This window comes from Sulfitobacter aquimarinus, assembly GCF_040149565.1.
In the GTDB taxonomy this organism is placed as follows: Bacteria; Pseudomonadota; Alphaproteobacteria; order Rhodobacterales; family Rhodobacteraceae; genus Sulfitobacter; species Sulfitobacter aquimarinus.
The window spans coordinates 89,828-114,232 of the sequence record NZ_JBEFLO010000010.1 but is presented as its reverse complement, the minus strand read 5'-3'; the positions used below and the strand labels follow the sequence as shown (position 1 = coordinate 114,232).

General features: G+C 60.0%; 4 protein-coding genes and 1 pseudogene. 2 read left to right on the top strand and 3 right to left on the bottom strand.

Translation table 11 applies throughout. The features are described from left to right. Nucleotides 1-1,041, bottom strand: a pseudogene (locus ABMC88_RS16120) (hypothetical protein); the annotation flags it as partial. An 8-nt stretch (nucleotides 1,042-1,049) separates the two neighbouring features. Beyond that, nucleotides 1,050-20,522 carry a CLIPPER-2 domain-containing protein gene (locus ABMC88_RS16115; RefSeq protein ID WP_349577909.1) on the bottom strand — a complete coding sequence of 6,491 codons (19,473 nt, stop codon included), beginning with the start codon at nucleotides 20,520-20,522 and terminating at the stop codon, nucleotides 1,050-1,052. Nucleotides 20,523-20,969: 447 nt separating this feature from the next. Here ABMC88_RS16115 and ABMC88_RS16110 point away from each other — a divergent pair, with 447 nt between their 5' ends. Then, nucleotides 20,970-22,694 (top strand): bifunctional helix-turn-helix transcriptional regulator/alpha/beta hydrolase, encoded by a 1,725-nt coding sequence (locus ABMC88_RS16110; protein ID WP_349577908.1) that lies wholly within the window; start codon nucleotides 20,970-20,972, stop codon nucleotides 22,692-22,694. Nucleotides 22,695-22,763: 69 nt separating this feature from the next. Continuing rightward, nucleotides 22,764-23,417, top strand: coding sequence for a GntR family transcriptional regulator (locus ABMC88_RS16105; protein WP_349577907.1), 654 nt, complete (start codon nucleotides 22,764-22,766; stop codon nucleotides 23,415-23,417). Here the strand turns inward: ABMC88_RS16105 and ABMC88_RS16100 are convergent. Beyond that, nucleotides 23,414-24,400: a class 1 fructose-bisphosphatase gene (locus ABMC88_RS16100; protein ID WP_349577906.1), complete on the bottom strand. Its 987-nt coding sequence runs from the start codon at nucleotides 24,398-24,400 to the stop codon at nucleotides 23,414-23,416. The genes ABMC88_RS16105 and ABMC88_RS16100 overlap by 4 nt on opposite strands. Nucleotides 24,401-24,405 lie beyond the last annotated feature (5 nt).

Below are 24,405 nucleotides of genomic sequence, written 5' to 3'. Positions count from 1 at the left end.
TTCGCGTTGCAGACGCAGCAGCACGTTTTGCGGGTCTTTCTCATCCAGATTGCGGAAAAGGTCGGAAAGCTCCTCCTCGCCCGTGTCCACAGAGCCCGTCAGAATCCAGCCGTTCTGCGTCTTGCCTTTGGCATATCCTGCAAGGCGGCCATAGCTGAACGTGCGGTCAAACTCCTGACCCGCAGCATCCACGCCACCTTCAAGGCGGCGGCCATAGGTCAGATCGACGATGCCGGTATAGAACCATTCGGCGTGGGGGATGTTTATGTCCCGCTCGACATAGGAGTTCTCGCCCGCGCCTGTCACACGCACGGCCACGGCCTGATCGCCCGCAGGCAGGATGCGTTGCAGCACAAACGCACCAGAGGGGTCGGGGCGGATGGTTTCGCCCAGCGTGTTCACAACAGCGCCTTTGCGCACGTCTGTTCCGCTGACCGTAACGGCACCACCGTAAACGGGAATGCGGCGGATGCCTGCGGCGTCCACACCCAATTCGGGCGGCGGCGCGTCGATGTCTGTCGTCTCGCCCACAACGGCGGGGCGCAGCGGCAGGGGCTGTGTTTCGTCAAAACGGCCTTTGGCGTCATAGACGCGGTAGGTCATCACGAGATTATCGCCTTCGGGCAACCGCAGGCTGGCGGTGCCATTGGGCGCAATCGGCGCTTTGGCCAGCATCTTGGGCCCGCCACGGGCGGCTGTATCAATCACACGGATTTCGCCGCTGGTTACATAGGCCGGATAGTTCATCTGGCTTTGCACATTCAGCACCTCGCCTGCACGCGGAGCGCGGGCATTGGTGACAATCGCCGTCAGGCGCGGCTTGACCTCAAGTCCGTCGAATTTGACCTGCAGCTTGGCCCGCTCCAGCACGCGGTCCTTGCGTGCTTTCGTCGTGGACAGGCGCGGATCGCCCGACACGGTCTTCCCCCCGATCGAGATGCTGAAGCCCGTCCCTTCCTGCGCCTGCGACGCAACCCCGAGAGCCATAACCGAAACGCCAGCCAGAAACGCGAGGCGATGAAATTTTACTGTTCTACGCATTACTTCACTCACTTCGTTTTCGTCACTGTTTTTTCAATCGCAAGCTTGTACTTGCCTTTCCCACGCCACCGTTTGCGGATGAGTTTCTCCATCGTGCGCAGGCGTGCACGGCCCATTTCGGGCGGCTCACCACGGCCAAGGATATAGGTCAGATGCAGCACTGACGGCGTGGTGGCGATCTGGCCGATCAACCCGTCAACAGCCCCCGACAACACCGGCTTGGGCGCGGATTTGCCGTTCACAAAGGCGGTCGCGGTCAGATCGATGTCCACAACATTACCTAGACGCGCGCCAAAGTTGAGCTTGGCGAATTTACCAGCCGTCAGGCGTACAACGCGGGGGTTTTCAGTCGTCACGTTGAACCCTGTGGGCAGGGTCCGCGTGTCGAGTTTGAGCATGAAGTTGCTCCCGATGTTGCGCGGCAGGGCGGCACAAGGCAGCGAGTAGCGGCCATGCTCGTCCGTGGTGATCAGGATGCCATCCGGCGTGACCAGACGCACACCCGGAATGCCCGGCTCTGACTGGTCCTCGCGTTGTGGGGCGCGGTCCAGTTTGCCGAACTTGCCGTTGCCGACATAGCTGTCGTCGATGATCGGTTCGGGCAGCGTGCCCGGTCCGTCCTGATAGCCGTTGCCGTTACGGTCGTTGAACACGCGGCCAATCACATCCGAGCAATCAAACACATGCTCCGGATCAATTCGCACCACGGCCTCGGCCACGTTGGACACTGTCCGGCCGAAACGATCCTCAAGGAAGGTGCGGTTTGTGCGGTTCCCGAACTCGCCCGTGCGCGCCACCCGTGCAGCAAAGCGCACAACGAGCGTACCACCCGCGTTCAGGTCACTACGCCATTCCAGACGGCGGCCCTGCGACGTAGGCTCAACCGCTGCGCCATTCACGCGGCCCGTGCCCGGCGTATAGAGCAGACCCGAAGGCAGCATATCGACGATACGCGCATTGGGGTAATTGAGCACCGTGCTGTTGGTGAAGGTCAACGTGTAGTTGATCGTCTCGCCAAAGACAGCGGTGCTGCGGTCGGCGGTTTTGGTCGCCACAACATCCGTGATGCCAGAACAGTCGCGGATCGGGATGTTATTACCGATCAGCATCGGGTCACCTGCCTCGATTGTGAAGCTGGTGAAGAACGGGTTTGCACCCGCCGCGCCATCCGTCAGCTGACCCGTCTGCCCCGCAGGCAGCGACCCGATCACACCGGGGTTCGCGGGCGAGAAGCCGGTGGCATCTGTGTTGCCACTGCTCAGACGTGTATCCGACGCGGAGGTGCCAGCAGGGTAGCTGACGCCCAGCGTGTAGGTGCCGGGTGCCGTAACATAGAACTGATAATTCCCGTCCGTACCATCACGCACAATGATGATCGGCCCGTTGGTGCCCGTGCCTGTCTGCGTCACACCCCCGCCGGATACGGTGATCTGGCCACCGCTCATGATGCGGCCATCGTCTTCGCAATAGAAGGTGCCCGTCGGGTCATAGTCAAAGCGGTCGGGCGTGCCGTCGCCATCGCGGTCCGCGGTGGGCGATTCCAGATAGTCGGGGATGCCGTCCCCGTCCGCATCGGTGGTTTGAACCGTGGCTTGGCCATCCGTGGGCACGGCCAGTTGCGTAGACACAACCGAGGCCGTGTTGGGCGCACCGGGTTGCCCCGTAGCCGTGCCGTAAACGGTCGCCAATGTAATCGTCCCCGTGGCACCCGGCGCAAGTGTTGCGTCGCCCTCCAACAGTTCCGTCACGGTGCTGCCGTTATAGGCCGCATTGGCCGCCCCGCCGTCGAAGCCTTCGATGCTGACTTGCGGCGGATAGACCTCGGCCAGCAATGTTGCAGGGGCCAAGAAGGCCACCAGATCATCGCGCACCTGAATGCCCGACTGGCTGATGTTGCCGGTGTTGGTGACTGTGATCGTGAATGTCGCACGCTCAATCGTTGGGAAGACCAACTCGTTCTGGCCAGCCGTCTTGGTGATGTCAAAGCTGGGCAGAGGTGAGATGGCGATCACGGTCGGATCATCAAGCCCGTCACCATCATCATCCGAGACATCAAGTATGCTGGCGCCTGACGGCGTTCGTGCAACGGCTGTGATCGTGTTGACCACACCGCCCGCATCCACATCCTGCTGCGTCAGGGTAAGGGTGGCCGCATAGGTTGCGACTTCGCCCGGAACAAGCACACCCTCAACCGAGGCAGGATCCCCATCCGCGCTGACAAACCGCAGCGGCAAGCTGCGCTGGTTTTCGCCCTCGATATCGGTGAGCGTGTCAGTCAGGCTGAGACCGCCAAGCGTTACGTTGCCCGTGTTGCGCACCGTGACAAGATATTCCACGGCTTCGCCTGCGGCTGTACCCGCAACAGGTGATGTCTTGATGACTTCAAAACTCGGTTCAATCTCGATCGGCAGAATGGTGGGGTCGTCGGTTACGTTGCCGTCCGTATCGATCCCGTTGTTCGACAAGGCCGACAGAACATCGCCGTCCACGTCCCGGCCGCTGACGAGGGCGCTGTTGGACAGGCCGCCGCCGTCAATGTCCCCTTGGGTCAGCACATGGCTCACGCCCCAACGCGCAGTCTCGCCCGGGGACAAGGTTTCCGGCACGTCGATCTCGAACACGTCTGCGGGCACCTGCGTGCCGTCCACGCGGGTCATTGTATCGGCGGGCACCAGATCGGTGATGTCCTGATTGCCCGTGTTGAGGGCCGCAATCTCGAATGTCACTGTCTCGCCGACCTGACTTGCGGTGGTGGCGATTGTTTTGACGACCGTGATCGCGGCCTCGGTTGCGACGTTGAATTCGGTCACGTCACCAGTGGTGTCGCCGTCGCTGTCGATGCCGTCATCCGACAGATCCGAGACAGGCTGGTTGAGCGGATCGCGGGCCTCGACAGTGACCTGATTGCGCAGGCCACCTGCGTTCAGATCGCTTTGGCGCAGCGTGCGCGTGGCAGTGTATTCCCACGTCTCGGCCACATCCAGCACACCGTTACCGTTGCTGTCGCTTGCAGCGATCAGCGCAAATGGCGCATCCAAAGTTATGGTATTGCCGTTTGCGTCCGTCATCACATCGGTCACACCAACCTCGGTCAGGCTCACGTTGCCTGTGTTTTCGACCAGCAGGGTAAAGACGACCTCGGCCCCCAGTACGGATGCAGCAGGTGCCACGACTTTGGTCGCCTCAAGGCTGCCAAGGCGTTCCGGTCCTGGTGTCGTGATCGTGGTGGTGTCGGAAGTATCCAGACCACCCGGCGCATCGGCGGTAACAGAGGCCGTGTTGACGATCTCGCCCGCGTCCACATCTTCTTGCGTAATCAGGCGTGCGATCGAGCAGGTATTGTCAGTCGCGCCAGGGGCGAGCGTTGCGATTGTGCAGGTGTAGTCCGCGTCCATCACATCGGTCACGATCAGATTGCTCAGCGTGACGTTGCCTGTGTTCTGGACACCAAACAGATAGGTCAGCGTGCTGCCGACATCGCCGAACGGATCGGGCGTTGCCGTCTTTGTCAGAGCCACAGCAGGCGCGCCAAGCGGCATGTCAACGACCAGCGTATCGGTCGCGTCAACCGCGCCACCTTGCGGGGAGACACCACGCACATCGGCAGTATTGCTGAGGCTACCCGCGTCAATGTCAGCTTGGGTCACGACATACGTGCCCTCACAGGCCAGGCTTGCACCACGCACAAGCGTGTCTTGCGAGCAGCTAAAGCCTGCCAGCATCGGGTCAACGACATTCACGCCGCGCAGCGTCTGGTTGCCGGAGTTGGTTGCCGTCAGGGTATAGGTCAGCGTCTGGCCCACACCCGATACAGGCAATGTCGCCACAGATTTCGCCAGCGTCAGTGCAGGTGCCAGATCGGCGTTCACACTCACGTCGGAGGGTGGCGATGTCACGGGCGTGTCGTCAATGCCGAACAACGTTTGCGCATAAGCTTGGTTAAACACATCGCCACGGTCCAGATCGGCCTGCGTCACGGCATAGCTGCCGCCACAGGTTGCGGTTTCACCCGCGCGCAGATCGGGATCATCGGCGGTTGGCACAAAGCACGAGACTTCGCCAAACAGCAAATCAACCACGACCACGTCAGACGCAAAGGCCCGCGTACCCGAGTTGGTCACGACAAAGCTGTATTCCAGCAGGTCTCCAACGTCAGAGAATGTCGCGTTATCGGCCACGGTCTTGACGATGCTCAGCGCGGGGATGCCCTGTTCGGGGATCGTCTCGGACGCGAGCGGAGATGTCGTGGTCCCGTCGCTGGCGCTGGCCAGATTGGTCACACTGCCCAAATCAACATCTGTGGCTGTCACGGTATAATCAGCGCGGCAGACGTATTCGGCATCGGGCGCCAGTCCCTCGGCGGGGAAGGCGTCGCAGGTAAACGCTGACGCGGGGATCAGGTTGTCTGTCACTGTGATCGGCGCTGTGATCGTCACGTTGCCTGTGTTCGTTGTGGTGAAAGTATACGAGACGACTGCGCCCGTGACAAAATCCACAGCCGCGACCGGGTCCGCAGTTTTGTCCAATTCAAGCGACGGCGTTTGCAGCGCCAGAATGGTCGCGGTGGAAGGCTCGGACGTGGTGCCATCCGCGCTGGCTGTCGCCGTGTTGTCGATCTGACCTGCGTCAATATCGGCTTGGGTCACGGCATAGCTGCCTTCGCAGCTGATCATGCCCTGCGGTGCAAGGCCACCCTCGGGCACAGCCGCACAAGTGATCCCGCCACCGGCGTCTGTAATCAGCGCGTCGGCGATGCTGATGGGGCCTGCTATGGTCACATTGCCGCTGTTGGTCACGTCAAAGACGTACGGGATAATCTGGCCCACGGTATCAAAGCTGGCAGGCGCCGTGTCGCCAAGCCGTTTAAGCAAGCCAAGCTCGGGCGTTGGCGGCACCACAAGGACGGTCGGATCATTGACCGTGTTACCATCGGTATCATCCGCATTGTCTGTAATATCGGTGAGCGGAGAGCCAACAGGCGGCGTGCCTGTCACACGGGCCGTGTTTTCGATCCCGCCCGCGTCAATATCGGCTTGGACCAGCGTATAGAAGGCGCGGTAAGTGGCAAATTCCTGCGGCGCCAGAACACCAGCAGAAGATCCTGCGGACGCGCCGACAAACACCGGCTGCGATGTCAGCGTCAGTGCATCGCCATTGGCGCGGGTCAGCGTATCGCTGGCCACGGCCACATCGGACAGCGTGACGTTGCCTGTGTTGCGGATCACGATTTCGAACCCGATTGTGCTGCCCACGACAGGCTCGCCCGAGACGATGGTTTTCTCACCCTCGATGGCGGGCTGCGCGTCGATCAACGTGGCGGTCGGGTTATCGGTGCCGTTGCCCTCTACCCCGTCATCCGAAGCATCAAGTACCAGCGCGTTGTCAGGCGCAATCCCGCGTGCGGTGACTTGGTTGCTGATGCCGCCCGCGTCGATGTCGGTCTGGCTGAGGGTATAAGAAACGCTGTAGGTCCAGACTTCGCCGACTTCCATCACGTCGATCTGTGCCGCGTCCCCGCCCTCGAACACTGGCAAGGGTGATGGCGTGACAACCGTGCCGTCCAAACGGCGCAGCGTGTCGATCAGGGAGATGTTGCGCAGGGTCTGGTTGCCCGTGTTCGTGACGCTGATGCTGTAGTTCAGCGCATCACCTGCAACGGGTGGCTGCGACAGGCCGGACTCGTCCACCAGCTTGATCACGTTCAGCTCTGGCGCATTCACTTCCGGCGTGACTTCATGCGTATCGCTGAAGGTCGGCGATGTGCCGTCCGGGCTGATCGCTGTTACCGTGGCGGTGTTGCTGATTACGGTCTGCGCGTCCACATCCGCTTGGGTCATCACATAGCTGGAGGTGAAAGTAATCACATCGCCCGGCGCAAGCGTATCCCATGTGCCGTCATCGGCCGTGATGTCAGTGCTATCGCTTGCAGTGGCCGCATCCGTCAGCAGTGCCTCACCCCTGACGGGCAAGGCAACGGTGCCCGCAGCCGAGGTATGCTGATCCGTCACTGCCGCATTGCTGAGCGTAAGGTTACCCGTGTTGGTGACGGTGTAAGTATAGGTCACCACCTCGCCCACGGCGACGTCCGCAACAACATCCGAAGACTTCTCGACCACGATTTGCGGATTGGCGATGGCGGGCACGGTCACGCTGTCGGTCTCGTCGCCCGGTACATCCGGCACGGGTGCCTCGTCCGAGAATGCGGCGGCGATGTTTGTGATCTCGCCCGCGTTCATGTCCGCTTGGGTCACGGTATAGGGCGCTTCGCAGGTCAGCTGCCCGCCTGGCGCAAGGCCTGCCGCGGGGATTGGCGCGCAGGTAACGTTCGCGATGCGGTCATCGGTGATCTGCGGCTGGGCGGTCAATGTGATGTTGCCGCTGTTGGTCACCAGATAGGTATAGGTGATGACGTCGCCCGCGAGGGTGACTTGCTCAACATCCGCCGATTTCACCATCGCAAACGATGGCGCATGGTCAGGGCCGCGCACGAACAATTCGCCCGTGCCTGTCACATCGGACGCATCAGGTGTTGCGGTCACGGCAGTGCCATTGGCCACATTCAAGAAACCGCCAAACGGATCTGCGCCGCCATTGAGCGCGTCCACATCCGTTTGGGTCGTGACATAGGACACGATACAACTGGCGTTTTCCTCGCCTGGGGCAAGCGTGCCCAGATCACAGCTGGCGGGTGTGGTGGTGCGTGCATCCGAGACATTGACCGCATTCAGCGTGACATTGCCCGTGTTCGCAGCCGTCAGACGGAACTGGATTGTCTGGTTCGGGCCGGTAAAGGCAGGCTGCCCTTCAGCGGGTGCGGGGACCAGCGTTTTCACAACTTCCAGTACAGGCGCAGGGGCTGCCAACTCGGCAGGGACCGTGGCCGTGTTTTCAACCGTATCGCCCTGCGGGGTTTGGCCCGTGACATCGGCGGTGTTGATCAACGACTGCGCGTCGATCTCGGCCTGCGTGACGGTATAGGTGCCCGTACAAACCAGCATATCATCGGGTGCCAGCACCACATTCGCAGGAGCGGCCACATCGTCAACCGTACAGGTGAGCGTTGGCAACATCGCATCCACGATGGTGACACCGCTGATGGTCTGGTTGCCCGTGTTGGTGGCCGTCAAACGATAGGTAATATCCTCGCCTTCAGCGACGGGGCCAACAGGGTCCGCAATCTCTTTGAGCAGGGCAATCGCCGGGGCGGGAACTGCATCAACCGTCTTGGTGACAGACGGAGACAGAACGGGCAATTCGTTCGGAGTGTCGGGGGCAAAGGTGGTCTGGGCAATCGCCTCGTTTGTGACAAAGCCTGCGTCCAGATCATCCTGAGTGATAAGATAGATCGCCGTACAGGTCGCCGTATCGCCCACGCCAAACACGCCATCACTCGCAGGGTGACACACGATCGGATCTGCGATCCGGTTATCGACAACCAAAACGTCTTCGGTAAAGCCCGCGGCGGAATTGTTCGTGACGCTGTAGGTATAGGTGATCGGGTCGTCCACGGCGGCAAAGGTAATGTCGCTTGGCACAGAATCCTTGGTCAAGGTCAGCGAAGGCACAGCATCCACAGGGTAAATCGCGCTATCGCTGGGTGAGGTCACGGGTTCATCGTCGAAAGTACCTGTAGCGGAGGCTGTGTTGTTCGTTGCCCCCAGCGCCAGATCACTCGCGGTCAGGGTATAGCTGCCAGTACAGGTCACTTCACCCAAAGGCGCAAGCGTGCCATTTGGCAAGGCAGGGCAACTGGCGTCTGCGGCAAGCGTATCGTTGATGGTAATCGGGCCATCAATGGTCACGTTACCCGTGTTCACAACAACAAAGTCATAGGCCAGCACGGTACCCACATCGAACAAGTCAGGCGTGGCGCTGGTCAGCGTCTTGGTCATCGCCAGCGTTTTTGTCTGGATTGCAGGCGCTGTGACAGTCGCCTCATCTGACACGACAGGCGTGTTGTCGAAACTCGCCGCCGAGGTCGCGATGTTGGTGACTTCGCCCGCATCAAGGTCTTCTTGGGTCGCGGTCCATGTATGCTCACAAGTGACTTCGGCCAAAGGCGCAAGCGGGCCAGCCGCACAGGCAAGGCCAAGGCCGATTTGGTCATCATCAACCGTGATCGGACCCGCCAAGGTGACGTTGCCGGTGTTGGTGACAGTATAAACATAGGTGATCGGATCGTTCACTGCTGCAAAGCTGCCTGCCGATGCTGGTGCGATGGCTTTCGCGGTCGCAAGCGAAGGCGCTTGGTCTGCAGTAATCTCAACCGAGGAGGGATCGCTGGTCGCGGTGGCCTCTGTCGGATCACCTGGTGCTACAGGCAGCAGGGGTTGCGTGACGCTGGCTGTGGCGGTGTTTGTTACGGTGCCTGTGTCCAGATCGTCTTGGGTAATGGTGTAGCTGCCCGTACAGGTCAGGCTGGCGCCCGGTGCCAGTGGCGGCGCGGGACATGCAACGCCCCCCAAGCCCTGCGCATCAATCAGCGGATCACTAACGGTAATCGGCGCGGTCAGCGTCATGTTGCCCGAATTGGTCACGACAAAATCGAACGGCATGACTTGCCCCAGTGTCGTAAACGGCACGGAGGCGGCAGCATTCAGGCTTTTCACCAGTGACACGCCGGGCGTGCCCTGAAGGTTCACAACCGTCTCGTCGTCCTCGGTGTTACCGTCTGCGTCGTTGCCGTTGTCGGAGGTATCCGCAACAAGTGTGTCATCAGGCGCAGTTGTGGTGACTTCGGCAGAGTTGCGCACGCCGCCGGCGTCAATGTCCGCTTGGGTCAACGCGTAGGTCGCGCGGTATTCCCATGTTTCGCCAACGTCGATTGTGCCTACCGTGGCACCGTCCCCTGCGGTCAGCGTGGGCGACAGGCTCAGCACGGTGCCATCACGGCGGGTGAACGTGTCGTCCAGCACGACGTTATCTAGCGATACGTTGCCGTCATTCAACGCGGTGATCACAAATGTGATCGTGTTTCCGGGGACAACCGGGCTTTGCAAGCCAGAGGTGTCCGCAACTTTTGTGACCACAAGCGAAGGATCGGCAGGGATCGCGGTCACGGTCGGGTCGTCGTTGCCTGCCCCTGCTGTTGCATCGTCCGAGGGGTCGCTCACGGAGCCGCCACCCGGCAATCCGCCGCTGGCCAACGCTTCATTGCTGATGACGCCTGCGTCGATGTCCGCTTGGGTCAGCGCATAGAGAGAAGTATAGACCATCGCCGCGCCAGCCACGGGCAGATCAAGCGCCGCACCCCCGCCAATCGCCACGCCGCCGCTTTGCAATGTCGGCGCGGGAAGCGTGCCTGTCCCGCTGAACACTGTCTCGGAGATGACAGGATCATAGACCGATACGTTGCCTTCGTTGGTGAGGGTGAAGGTATAGGTGATCTCGTCTCCGACGGTCGCAACGCCATCGGCCCCCAGATCAAGCACCGAGGTTTTCACAAGGCCAACCGCTGGGGCGGCATCCAGTTCGGTCACTGTCGGATCCTGATCCGCCGGGTTGTCCACCGTGTCGTCCGAAGCATCGCTGACCGTGTTCGTCTCGGGGTCAACCGCACTGCCCACAGCCGAGTTCGCCACGCCCCCCGCGTCAATCGCGGGCTGGGTCAGCACGAACTGCGCCAGATAAATCCACGTCTCGCCCACGTCCAACTCCCCGTCGGAGTTGAGGTCGCCACTGTCGTAAGCAGGCGCGATGGTGAGGCTAAGCGGATTGCCATTGGCATCTTCAAACGTGTCCACAATCGCAGGCGCGGTCAGCGTGACATTGCCTGTGTTGGCCAAGGCGATGGTATAGTTGATCACGTCACCAACTTGCACAGGCGTGCTGAGGATCGGTGTCGCGGTTTTCACCGTCCGCACCGATGGCGCACGCACAATCGGCGTTTGTGTCGGCGCATCACCGTCCAGATCGGCGGGATCGGACAAATCAGACAGGCTGTTGCCGTCGGGGTCATTGGCCGATGCCGTGGCTTGGTTGTCTACGATGCCCGCGTCGATGTCCTCTTGGGTCAGCGCATAGTCAGCGGTAAACACGATCGTCGCAGTGCCGACGGGCAGGTCGACCACAGCAGCATCGCCGCCCAGTTCGGTTCCGCCGCTTAGGTATTGGGGATCGGGCAATGTGCCGGTGCCTGTAAACGTGGTCTCGGAGACACTCACGTCGAACAATGTCTGGTTGCCTGTGTTTCTGACAATATAGGTGTAGGTGATCGTATCGCCCACATCCACGCGCCCATCGGCCCCGGGGTTGACTACCGACGTCTTCAGCACGTCCAGATCGGGGTCGGTCCCGAAATCAGCCAATGTGGGGTCGTCGTCCGTTTCGGTCCCTGCATCGGGCCCGTCGCTTGCCCCTGCATCGTCATCGGACACATCACTAACCGGATTGCCGTCAGGATCCTGCGCCGCAGCCACGACAGAGTTGCTGAGCCCACCTGTATCCATCGCCTGTTGGTCCAGCGCGAAGCTGGCGGTGTATTCCCAAGTCTCGTCCACACCCAGTGCGCCATCCGCGTTTGCATCGCTGGCCGCTACAAGCGTCGGACCAGTCGTCAACGTCAACGCCACGCCATCCGCATCCAACAGCGTATCCGTCAGCACGGGCGCTGTCAGCGTCTGGTTGCCTGTGTTGTCCACAGTGATGGTAAAGCTGACGATATCGCCAACAACCGCGGGCGTGCTGAGTGCGGATGTATCCGCGCGTTTCTCAACGACCAAAGCAGGCGCTGTCGTGAAAGGTACAACCGTGGGGTCATTATCGGTGATCGTGTCTTCGTCGCTGTCCGTGGCACCCGCATCGTCATCCGATACATCCGTGACGGGGTTGTTGTCGGGGTCGGTGGCTGTCGCGCTCACGCTGTTGGTCAGGCCGCCTGCATCCAGTGCCTGTTGTTGCAGCGGATAGGACACGAGGTAGACCCAAGTCTCCCCCACATCCAGCAGATCATTGTCAACGGTATCGCCGCTGTCGAACGCGGGCGCTGCGGGTAGGGTCAGCGCGTCTCCGTTTGCATCCAGAAGGGTGTCGGTGAGGACAGGCGCGCCCAATGTCTGGTTGCCCGTATTGGTGACTTCGATACGGAAGTTCACCACCTCACCGGCGACTGGCGGATCGCTAAGCAAGGAGGTATCCGCACGCTTTTCAACCGTCATCTGCGGTGCAGGGGTCAACGCGAATGGCGTAGGGTCATTGCCCGCGTCATTGTCACCCGACGCATCTGTAGCGCCCGCATCATCGTCCGAAGTATCGGCCACTTCATTGCCGTCAGGATCAGTCGCCACTGCACGGACCGAGTTTGATACACCCCCCGCATCCAGCGCCTGCTGGTCCAGATCATAGCTGGCAAGATAGGTCCACGTCTCACCCACATCGAGAGTGGTATCCGCGTTACCATCGCTGCTGTCGAACGCGGGTGCGACGGTCATCACCAAAGGCTGCCCATCGGCGTCCAGTAATGTGTCGGTCAACACAGGCGCGGTCAGCGACTGGTTGCCTGTGTTCGTCACGGTGATCACAAAATTGACCGTGTCACCCACCTGCGCAGGTGTCGAAAGGGTCGTCGTGCCCACGCGCTTTTGCACATCAAGCGCCCCTGCCCGTGCCAGCGGTGTCACAGTCGGGTCCTGCTCTCCCTCCGCTGCGCTGTCGTCATCCGACACATCGCTTGCAGGGACGCCCGCAGCACTTGCGCCTGTTGCAGTCGCCTGGTTGCTGACACTGCCCGCGTCAAGATCGGCCTGGGTCAGCGCATAGGTCGCGGTGAAGGTGATCGCGCCTGCGCCAACGGGCAAATCCATCACGGCAGGATCACCGCCCAATGCGCTGCCGCCTGTGGCATAGACGGGTGTCGGCGTGATGCCATCTCCGAGGAATGCTGTTTCGCTCACAGCGACATCCAGCACATCCAGAAGGCCGGTGTTTGTGACCGTATAGGTGTAGGTGATTGTGTCATCCACATCCAGCACACCGTCGCCGCCATCATCGATCACGGCGGTTTTCACCACTGCAATCGAAGGTGTCCCGTTCAGCACCACATCGGGTGTGGTCGCATCACCGGGAACGGGCACGTTCTGCGGATCAGTCGCCGTAACCGCAACCGCATTGCGGATTCCCCCTGCGTCGATCGCAGGCTGGGTGATATCAAACGATGCCTCATAGACCCAAGTCTCACCCACATCGAGCAAGTCATTGTTGTTGTCATCGCCATCATTGACCGCCGCCCGCACGGGCTGCGCCGTGAGCGTCAGCGGATTGCCATCAATATCCGTAAGCGTATCGGTAAGCTGCGGCACCCCAAGTGTCTGGTTGCCCGTGTTGGCAACCGTGATTTCAAAGGTCACAGTCTGGCCCACAACGGCGGGCGTGGTCACAGCCGTCGCATCCGCCGTTTTCGCCACCACAATCGACGGTGTCTTTGGCGCGACCGAGACAGAGGCATCGTCCTGCGCGGTTGCAGGGTCGGTCCCCGCAGGCCCGTCCCCTTCAACCGTGGCGATGTTGGTCAGCGGTCGCTGCGCGTCAATGTCACCTTGAGTGACCGTATAAGTCGCGGTGAAGGTCACAACATCCTTGGGGCCAAGCGACCCCCATGTGCCCGCTGCCGCGTTATCGGTTGAAGTATTCAGCTCTTCGTTATCTGCGGTCAACGTATCGCCACCCACGCTCAGCTCTGTCGTGCCGCTGGCGGATAGATGCCGGTCGGTCACTTCGACATCCGTGAGGGTCACGTTGCCCGTATTGGTGACCATATATTCATAGGTGATTTCCGCACCGACAGCCACAACCGCAGCTGGAGTTGGCGTTTTCACAATGCTCAGACCCGGCGCGCGCGCGGCCTCGATTGTGTGCGTGGCCGTGTCATCCGCATCCTGTGGCACCTGAGAGCTGGTGACAGTCGCAATATTGGTGACGCCGCCACTGTCCAGATCTTCCTGGGTGACGTTATAGGTCGCGGTGCAGGTGTAATCCTCCAACGGAGCGATCCCGCCTGCGGGGAAGGGGTTACAGGCAAAAATGCCGATCTTGTCATCGTCGATCTGCGGCACTTCGGTCAGGGTTACGTTGCCGAGGTTTGCGACAGTATAGGTATAGGTCACAAGCTGGTTGAACGTATTAATCGTGTCCAGATCAGCGGTTTTTGACAGCGCCAGCGCTGGCTCCTGCTCGGGGCCGTTGACAAAGACGTCATCGCTACGCGTGATCGCGGCAAGGTCGGGGTTCACAGGCGTGCCAACAGCCGTGGCCGTGTTGACAAACCCGCCGATGTTCTGGCCGTTCACGACATTCAGGTTGTCGATATCGTCTTGCGTGACTGTATAGACAAACTGACACGAGCTGTCCGTGTCACCGGGCGCAATCGGGCCGACGGTACAGTTGGGCGGAGTCACAAGGCGGTCGTCCGTGATGAACGCCGATTGCAGCGTGATATTGCCGGTGTTCTCAACCGCGACAACAAATGTGACCTCTTGGCCTGGCGTGCTGAAATCACTGTCAGGGCCGGTAGGACGCAGCGTTGTCTTCTCGACGATCATCTCGACCACGGGGTCCTCGATTATGACCGAGTTGATCGCCGTCTCGCGCAGGGTCGTACCCTGCGGATCGGTGGCGGTGACGGTGGCGGTGTTATCCAGCGTCTGGTCGTCCACATCGGTCTGCGTAACTGTGTATACACCCTCACAGACAAGCGACTGCGCAGGGGTCGCACCCATCGCAGGCAGCAAGGTCACATTGGCAGGCGCAGGCGTTGCACCGGGGTTCACCACACAGGTCAAATCAGGCACCAGCGGGTCGGTCAGCATGATGCCGAACAGCGTCTGATTCCCGTCATTGGTGGCGGTCAAACGATAGGTCAATTCCTGATCCACGGCCGCGCCATTCGGGATCGGTGTGATCATCTCTTTCAGCAGCGCGATTGAGGGGTCTTCCTCGATCACGACTGTTTCGTCGGCATTGGGCGAGACAACCTGCGTGGCGGGGCCATTGGGTGCAAAGACAGTCTGCGCCGTCGCGTTATTGGTGACCGAGCCAAGGTCGAGGTCTTCTTGCTTCAACGTATATTCGAAGTCGCAGGTGACGATACTGGCTGGCAGGACCGGACCAGGTTTGGGGCTGCTGGGCAGGGAGATATTCGGTCCCTTACACACCAGCGGACCGGGGATCGTATCATCCACAATCGTGATCTCGCCCGTCAGGCCGACGTTGCCGGTGTTGGAGACGGTATAGCGATAGGTCACCACGTCTTGGGTGCTGTCGTAAGCCGCAGTCCCGTCGGCAGGCGTGCCGGAAACGGGCAGCGCTTCCTTCTGAAGGCTCAGCGCGGGTTCCGCATTGATCGGGAAAATCGCATCATCGCTGGGCGAGGTGACAGACATCCCGTCAAATTGGCCCGTGACTGTCACCACATTGGTGGCAGAGCCGAGTTCAAGGTCGTTCCGGGTTACAGAGTGCCCTGACGTACAGTTGATCGAATCTGTCGGTGCCAACTGGTAGGTGGTCAGGTCCTGATCACAGGTAAAGCCTGATGGGAAAGGCACAAGGCTGTCGTTAAACGTGAACGGCGCACCGATGGTGACGTTGCCGTCGTTGGTCACAACCACGGTATATTCAAGCGGCTGGCCCTCGTTGAAGGTCGCGCCCGCAGGACCGGTAAAGTTTTTCTCGATCGCAAGCGACGGGTTTTGCACCGCATTGATCGTAACGCTGTCATTGGGCGATGTCGCCGTGAGTGTGGTACCTTGGTCGTCAACGAAATCCGCTGTCGCAAAGGCGACATTGGTGACAGACCCGTCATCCAGCGCGACCTGATCCGCGGTATATTCCTGTTCGCAGGTCACCGATGCGCCGGGGGCCACAGGGGGCGCACCACAGGTCAGCGTGCCTGCAATCTTGTCGTCGCTCACATCAATGGGGAGCAGTAATGTCACGTTGCCCGTGTTGGTCACAACATATTCAAAAATGGTCTGGTCGCCGACAGCCGAATAGCTGGCGCTTGATCCGGTTTTGACCCGTTTGTCGATGGCCAGATCGGGGGCCTGATCCGCAAAAATCTCCAGCGTGTCGGGCGCCGAGGTCGCAGTGGCCGTTGTCGGCCCGCCCAAGGTCTGCGGGATGATCGGCTGCGTGACCGATGCCGTCGCCTCGTTCGCGATTACACCATCATCAAGCATGGCCTGCGTGACAGATGTGGTGGCCGTACAGGTGATGAAAGCATTGACCGCCAGCCCCGTGGCAGGCAACGCGGGGCACATAACATTGGCGATCTTGTCATCGGCCACCGTGATCGGACCGGTCAGTGTAATGTTGCCGCGGTTAAAGACCTGATACTCATAGCTGAGCGTCTGACCCAGCGTGTCGAATTCACCCGCAAATGGCGTTGTCTTGATGATCTCAAGCGCGGGAACCTGCGCGGGGCCACTGACGGTGACCATGTCCTCGGCGCTGACGGGCGTGCTTTGACCCTGCGACTGTCCCGTGACGCCGACTGTGTTGGTATAGCTGCCGCGGTCAACGTCCGTCTGGTCAAAGTTTTTCGTTGCGGTCAGCGGCGAGTTGTCCAGGCAGGTTGTCGTCGTCACCCCCGGCAACAGATCCGCCAGCGGGCAGGTATACGCCAGATCAGGGTCGTTCAGGACCAGATTGGTCAGGGTCACATTGCCCGTATTGGTCACACTGAAGGTATAGATTTCGGAATCTGTGGCGTTGGCAAAGGTGCCGTCGGTGCTTTGCTTCTCGACAGTGATCGCCGCGATTTCGTCGGGACCTTCAATCACCACGGTGGAGGATTGGTCCGCAGGGTCGCCCACGCCCGCAGGGGCATCAACCGTCACGCTGGCGGTATTGGTAATCTCGCCCGCGTTCACATCGTCTTGATCCGTGACATAGCTGGCCACACAGGTGCGGTCCGTTGCACCGGGGGCGATGGTCGGAATGGTACAGCTGACAGGCGCGCCAAAGAACGGATCGGTTACGACCACATTGGTCAGGGTCACATTGCCCGTGTTCGCAACGGCAAAGACAAAATCAACCGTCTGGCCCGCAGCCGTAAAGGCCGCTGGAGCGGATTTCACAAAAGTATAGTCCGCATTGCGCACGGGGCCGTCCACATCCGCATTATCCGTGTCGGTCGCAATCTCGGCCGAGCTGAGCGTGGCAGTATTAAGCACTTCGCCCGCGTCGATGTCATCCTGCGTGACCGTATGCACATAGCTACAGGTGCGGTCGATTGCAGTCGGCGCAAGCGAGACGATGGTACAGCTGTAACCTGCATCAAGGCTGTCTGTGACCTGCAGATTGCTAAGGGTTTGCGTGCCTGTATTCTCGACCTCGAAGACATAGGTGATCTGGTCGCCGACGGCGTCAAACGTGGCGCGGTTTGCCTGTTTGTCGATGGTGGCGACCTTGGTGCCTGCACCGGGGGCAAGGGTTGCTGTGCTGGTGTCGGTGTCTGTCTGCTGCGCGCCTTGGGCGGGCTGCGCGGTGACAGTGGCCGTGTTTGGAATGCTCTCGATGTCCACATCGGGTTGGGTCACGGCATAAGTGCCGGTGCAGCTGTCGCTGCCCAAAGGTGGAATATCGGTAAAGCTACAGTTCAGCGCGGGAATAAGCGGGTCGGTCACGGTTGCGGAGCGCAGCGTCACGTTGCCAGGGTTGCTGACAACGAAGGTATAGGTGAGTTGTTGCATCACCGCGTTGAAGGTTGCGGGGCCTTGTTTGTCCAACTCGACCATCGGGGTGGCAACAACGGGCACGGTTGCATCTGCCGCGTCTGACGTGACCGTTGTCGTGACGCCATTGCTTAGAAACGGGAAGCTGGCCGTGGCCGTGTTCACGACCTCGCCTGCGTCAAGCTCTGCCTGCGTGATGCCGTTGCGCGTGCCGGTACAGGTGAAGCTGGCGCCGATTGCCAGCGTTGCGGGCTGGTTACAAATAGCCGCGCCAGACAAAAGCGTATCGTTGATCGTGACCAGCTCTTCGGGGTTGCGCAGAACGCGGTCGCCTGTGTTGGTCACTGTAAAGGTATAGTTGATGCTGTCGCCCAACGCCGTAACAGAGGCCGTGTCGGCCACTTTGGCCAGTGACACCTGCGGATTAAAGTTGGGCGAAATTTGCGCGCTGACTTGGTTTGAGGTAGTCGGCCCAGCCGCAGCGGTGGCCGTGTTCACCACAACACCCGCCGCAATGTCGGTGGGCGTCAGGATGTAATCTGCCGTACAGCCAAGAGTTTGGTTGGTGTTCAGCGGTGCGGCGAAACAGGTGAAGGTGCCGATCTTGTCATCTGTGATCGTAATCTCGGTCACGCCGATGTTGGCCCCGATCTGTACGTTGCCTGTGTTCTCGACCTCGAAAGAGTAGGTGACCGTATTGCCTGCCGTGAACTGCGCTGCGGTGAGAACGGGCGCTGTTTTGGTCAATGCAATCTCGGGCATCTGGTCTGCGGGCACGGTGACGCTGTCCGTGTTGGACGTGATCGTGTTTGCGTCCGGACCTGCTTCGGTCGCACTGGCTGTGGCAGTGTTGGTCACGCCGCCGCTGTTCAGATCGTCCTGCAGCGTCGCATAGACAGCCGACTGACAGGTGATTGACGACATCGGCGGTATCACGGCCTCGGTACAGGTCACGGCCACGCGGTCATCTGACACCACGGGGGTCAGTAGCTCGACGTTGCCGGTGTTGGTCAGGATATAGTCATACTCAAGCCCGACACCCGTTGCGTCGAACTGGCTGGGCGACGCAGCATCAAGCTGCTTGTCCAGCGTCAGGCCAACAGTGCGCACGGCATCTACCGTTGCATTATCTGTATCGCTGCCCGTTACGCCGCCCACGGTGATTTCTGCCGTGGCGGTATTGAGCACTTCGCCCGCGTTGATGTCATCCTGATCGACGGCATAGCTGGCCGTACAGGTCACGCTGTTGCCGGGCAGAACGGCGCCTGCGGGGCAGCTGACGGTATCCGCGTTATTATCGGTGACAGTCGGTGCGGCGGGGAATGAAACATTACCGTTGTTCGTGACCACCAGATTATAGGTCAGCACATCGCCGACCGTGTCATAATCGGCAGTCAGCGCCGTCTTGGTCAGATCCAGCGCCACATTGATTGTGGGCCCTGGCAGGTCAACGGTGTCTGTTTCGGTCAGGCGGCCGTCTTGGGGGGTGTCCGCCGAAACGGTGAGCGTATTGCTCAACTCGTTTGCAGGATTGGCGGCAAAATCGTCCACATCAGATTGCAGTACCGTGTAGCTGCCCGCGCAGGTGAAATCTTCGGTCGGGGCCAGATCAGGCACGTTACACACAAGCGACGGGATCAGGCTGTCGCTGACCGTGAAATTGCTGAGGGTGACGTCCCCGTCATTACGGATCAGGAAGTTGTAGGGAACGGTCGTTCCCGCATTCCCGAATGCCGACAAAGGCGAGGTCTTTTCAACAGTCAGCAGCGGACTGGCGCTGGGGCCTGTGATCGTCACAGTATCCGACAATGTACCAAGGTTGCCGAAATCCGGCACACCTACCGCTGATGCGATGTTGGTTACTTGCTGTAGGTCAAAGTCCTCTTGGGTGATTGTGTACTGGCCGTCACAAATTACGAAGTCAGCCGTGCCGCCGGGATCTGTATCCAAAATCGTCGTCTTGCCATTGCGACACACAACATTTGGGATTCTATCATCCGAAATCGCCAATTGGCGGATCGGCACAGAACCAACGTTTGTCACCGTATAGGTATAGTTCACAACTTCGCCCACAGCGGCAAATGTCGTGCGGTCGGCCTCTTTCAGCATGGTATAGCCGGGGGCCACTGTGATGATGTTGTTGTTGGCAAGCGTCGGACCGCGACGGAAATCCCAATAGTTGTCATTCGGGTCTGCATCAAAAACCTGCGTGGTCGTTTGACCCGTTGTCAGGATATTCGACAGAAGTGCCGAGTTTGTGGAGCTGAACCAGCCCGTATTGAACGTGTTGTTCCCAAAGCCCTGCACCAGCCCGAAGCTGGTTGTGCCATCGGTGTTGGTGATGTCCGTGGTCACATCGGACCAGTTTCCAACATCAAACCCGTTCAGCCGGAGCGAGATGTCATCCTCGTCAAAGCCGTTAACCTGCGTATCCCCGTCATATGCAGAGAAGCGGATATAGACGTTTGAAAGCGCACCGCCGAAATAGTCGGCACACGACGAAAAGCCACAATTCAGCGTTAAGGGGTTATTGATGGTAAACGGGTTACCATTAAAAGCGGCTGGTGTGCCGTTGTTCTGGAAACCGCGAAACGCGCCGGTTGGATTCGAGAATTGATAATAGACGTTGCCGTTCACACCGACCAGAACAAAGGCGATGCCGCCCGCCTCTGGATACTGTGTCGGCAATGACAATGTCGTGCCAGGCACGTTGCGTGTAAAGGGCGTCGCCTGCGCGGGCTTGCCCGCAGCAATCGTCAGGACCATTACAAGCCCAAGCAACAGAAATTTGCTCATCAAAGAGAATTTTGTCATCAGTCCACCAATCAACACAGAGGATGTCGGGCACGCGTAGCGCGAGCGGCAAAACACACCTCCCCACCCCCTTATGCAAAAGAGGCCGAAACCTGGGCAAGGGGAACCTCCGCGCAAATCAGCCGAATCTGATGCATTGTGGTCGACCTGTTGCAGAATTCCCCGATAACGGGCATCCCCACAGTTGCCTGCGGCAGAGTTGCATCAAATTGACCGCGACAATTTACCAAATTCAGCGATTCTTTGCAGCGGTTCGGGATGATCTCGGCCCAATTGCGCGTGGGGTAACGTCAAGACTTTCAACATAAATCTGTAAAACATCCCCCCGGGTTGCGTGCATGCTCCGCCAATTTGCCCTCAATGTGTAGCGTGAAACCCGTTGCAGAGCGCGGGGGTTTCATGAACCGTAGGGCGTGAATACCATTTTAGTAATAGGACACCGTTCCCATGTCCGGAACGCCTGATCGTCATCCCCCCTCGCGCAAAAGCGAGCTGATAGAAAGCATCTACCGCATCGCGCTGGAACCGCAGACCTATGATAGCTTCATGGGGCATTGGGATGATTTCATCTTGGCGCAGGTGACCAAGCTCAGCGCGTTGCAAGAGGGTGCCGACTTTGGGGAGGAGACGGTAGACGCCTCCGAAATTGCGAACCACTTTGCCATCGCCATGCAACTGCTTGAACAGGCCGGCAGACCAGAGGGCGACGACACGCAAACCGCCCAGAGCACCCTTCTGCCGCAGTTGTTGTTCACCACCAAGGGCGCGTTGGTGTGGCACAACAACGCGGCCGAACAGGCGTTTGGCATGCGACACGGTGCGCATATCGATGACTTTGATCTGACACCCGATCACCGCGCACAGGTGAACGACCTGCTTGCGGGCATTGGCGCGGCCCGGATTGTGCTGGTTCGGATGACGCCACAGGACGGGGGCAAACCCCTGCCCCTATCCTTCCAACTGTCGACTGCTTCCGCGAACGAGCGTTTGTTCATGGCAACCCAACTGCGCCAGAACTGGACCGCGCAAGCGGGGGAGCTGATGACCTCGGGCTTCGGGCTCAGCGCGTCTGAAGTCGATATTTGCGCCCTATTGGCTGCGGGCAACACCACCGCCGATATTGCCGCCCATCGCAACAGCGCCCAAGGCACGGTGCAAACCCAGATCAAGAAGATACTACAGAAGACCGATTGCTCGGGTCAGGTAGAGCTGGTCAGCCTGCTGCACGCAACGATGCGGCTGGCCGATACTGACCCGAGCAAGAATATCCCGAAGGCAAAAGTCCCCGACAGCGTGATCAACATCCAACTGCCAAGCCGCATCATGCCCGTCGAGACATTCGGAGATCCCAGCGGCACGCCCGTGATATTTTTCCACGGGATGCTGGATGGCAACGCCATGACCAACGGCCTGCGCGAGATGCTGCACGAGAGCGGTTTCCACTTCATCTGTCCTGTGCGGCCCTCGTTCGGGACCGCGCCGCCCGATACGACCGGCCCCGTCCGCACCGCGCCACGGCGGCTGGCGCACGACATAGAAGCTCTGATGAATCATATGCAGATCAAGCATCCGATTTTTCTGGGCCATATGGCAGGATCGGTTTACGCGATGCACGCCGCGGCGCATTTGCAAGATCGCGTACGGGGAATATTGTCCGTGTCTGGCGGCGTGCCCATCGTCTCTGCCGCGCAATTCGCATCGATGTCGCCCAGACAGCGCGTGGTTGCCCTCACGGCGCGCTACACGCCGCGCATTTTGCCGTTCATCATCCGTGCAGGCATCAGCCAGCTTGATAACGCGGGCGAGCGGCAGTTCCTGCAATCCCTGTATCAAAACAGCCCCTCTGACATGCAGGCCGCCGCCGATCCAGAGATCAGCGACATCATCATCTCGGGCTACCACTTTACCGTGGCGCAGGGGCACCGCGCCTTTGAGACTGACAGCTACCATGTGGTCCGCGACTGGAGCGATATAGCCCAAGCCACCGATCACCCGATCGAGCTGTTGCACGGGGTGGGCGACCCCGTTGTCAGCTTTGCTTCGGTGGAAACCTACCACCGCAGTCTGGGCAACCGCGCCCGTCTGACCCGATTGGATGAGACGGGGCAGCTGGTGTTGTATCAGCATCATCAGGAGATCATTGATGCGCTCGAACGGCTGCGCGCGGATTAGGGCCATGGTCAACGGGCTCAATCCTTGCCATGATGGGTGTCCGTTTTCCACTTTGCCAAGGCTTTGCCCATGCCCACCTCCGCCCAACTGCCCACGCACGAAGTTACCTACCGCAATGCCCGTGATCTAATCCTGTTTGGTGAACTGGCCCCTGGCGAGGCCGTCACGATCAATGGTATCGTCGAGCGGTTGGCCGCGGGCGTGACCCCTGCCCGCGAAGCGATCCGCCGTCTAACCGCAGAAGGCGCGCTGCATGCCAGCGACAACCGCCGTCTGGTTGTCCCGCCGCTTACGATCCAACAGCTGCAAGAACTGACCTATGCCCGCACAGGGATTGAACCGCAGATTGCGCGGCTGGCCGCAGTCGGGGTGGAGCCTGCGGATATTGACGCACTTGAGCGCATCGACGAGCAGTTGAACGCCGCACTGGCGGCAGGCGATATCCGCGGATATTTGCGGCACAACCACGCATTCCACTGGACCCTTTACGCCCACTCGGAGGCGGAAATACTGATGGCCACCGCCGCCGCCCACTGGCTGCGCGTTGGCCCCTCGCTGCGCGTCGTGGTCGAGCAGAACAGCATAAGCCCCCTGCCCGACATGCACGCCGTGACCCTCGCCGCGCTGCGGGATCAGGACTATGAAGCAGTAGGCGAAGCCATCCACAACGACATCCTGCAAGGCCACTCCAACATCGCCCAAGGGCTGGACGACGCCGACTAGGCTTTTTCGTGATACTCTTCGATCACGGCCACCTCGTCCCGCGACCCAAGGATGACCGACACACGCTGGTGGTGGCCTGTCGGCGCGACCTCCAGAATACGGCCCGTCCCCGTTGAGGACGCCCCGCCCGCTTGCTCGACCAACATGCCCATCGGGTTAGCCTCATACATCAATCGCAGCTTGCCACCCTGCCCCGCATTGCCGCTGTCCTTGGGATACAAAAACACGCCGCCCCGCGTCAGGATACGGTGAACGTCTGCCACCATAGAGGCACACCACCGCATGTTGAACTTCTTACCTCGTGGACCTTCGGCACCCCGCAAGCAGTCATCGATATAACGGCGCACAGGCGTGTCCCACAGGTCATAACGCGACGCGTTGATCGCGAATTCTTGCGTCTGCGCGGGGATGATCATTGCCGCCTGGGTCAACAGAAACTCACCCGACCCCGGGTGATGGGTGAACCCGTCAACACCCTGCCCCACGCTGAGCACCAATCCCGTGGACGGCCCGTAAATCGCATAACCTGCCGCGATCTGCTTGGTCCCGTCGATTTGAACCGCTTCGGCGCTGGGGGCGACGTCCGCCTCAAGCTGTACGATGGAGAAAATGGTCCCCACAGACAGGTTCACATCCAAATTCGACGACCCGTCGAGCGGATCATAATAGACAACAAAGTCGCCCGCTTTCGGAGCCTCCTTGCGCCAGTTCACCTCGTCCACTTCCTCGGACACCAGCGCGGCGAGGTCGGGGTTGGTTCCTACGATCTGCTGGAAGATTTCGTCTGAAATAACGTCGAGTTCCTTTTGCGTCTCGCCTTGGACATTTTCCGTTTCCGCAGCGCCCAGAACACCTGCAAACGCCCCGTGCCGCACACGGTCTGCGATCAACTTACAGGCGGTGGAGATATCCTCAATGATGCGGGTTAGAGCCGCATCAGTCGTCTGGTTCTGCAAATGCTGGCGCAGGGTTGTCTGTGTCATTGAAA

Coding starts and splice junctions, on each gene's coding strand:
- ABMC88_RS16105 (WP_349577907.1), top strand. CDS start 22,764: ATGCCCACCTCCGCCCAACTGCCCACGCACGAAGTTACCTACCGCAAT.
- ABMC88_RS16100 (WP_349577906.1), bottom strand. CDS start 24,400: ATGACACAGACAACCCTGCGCCAGCATTTGCAGAACCAGACGACTGAT.
- ABMC88_RS16115 (WP_349577909.1), bottom strand. CDS start 20,522: ATGACAAAATTCTCTTTGATGAGCAAATTTCTGTTGCTTGGGCTTGTA.
- ABMC88_RS16110 (WP_349577908.1), top strand. CDS start 20,970: ATGTCCGGAACGCCTGATCGTCATCCCCCCTCGCGCAAAAGCGAGCTG.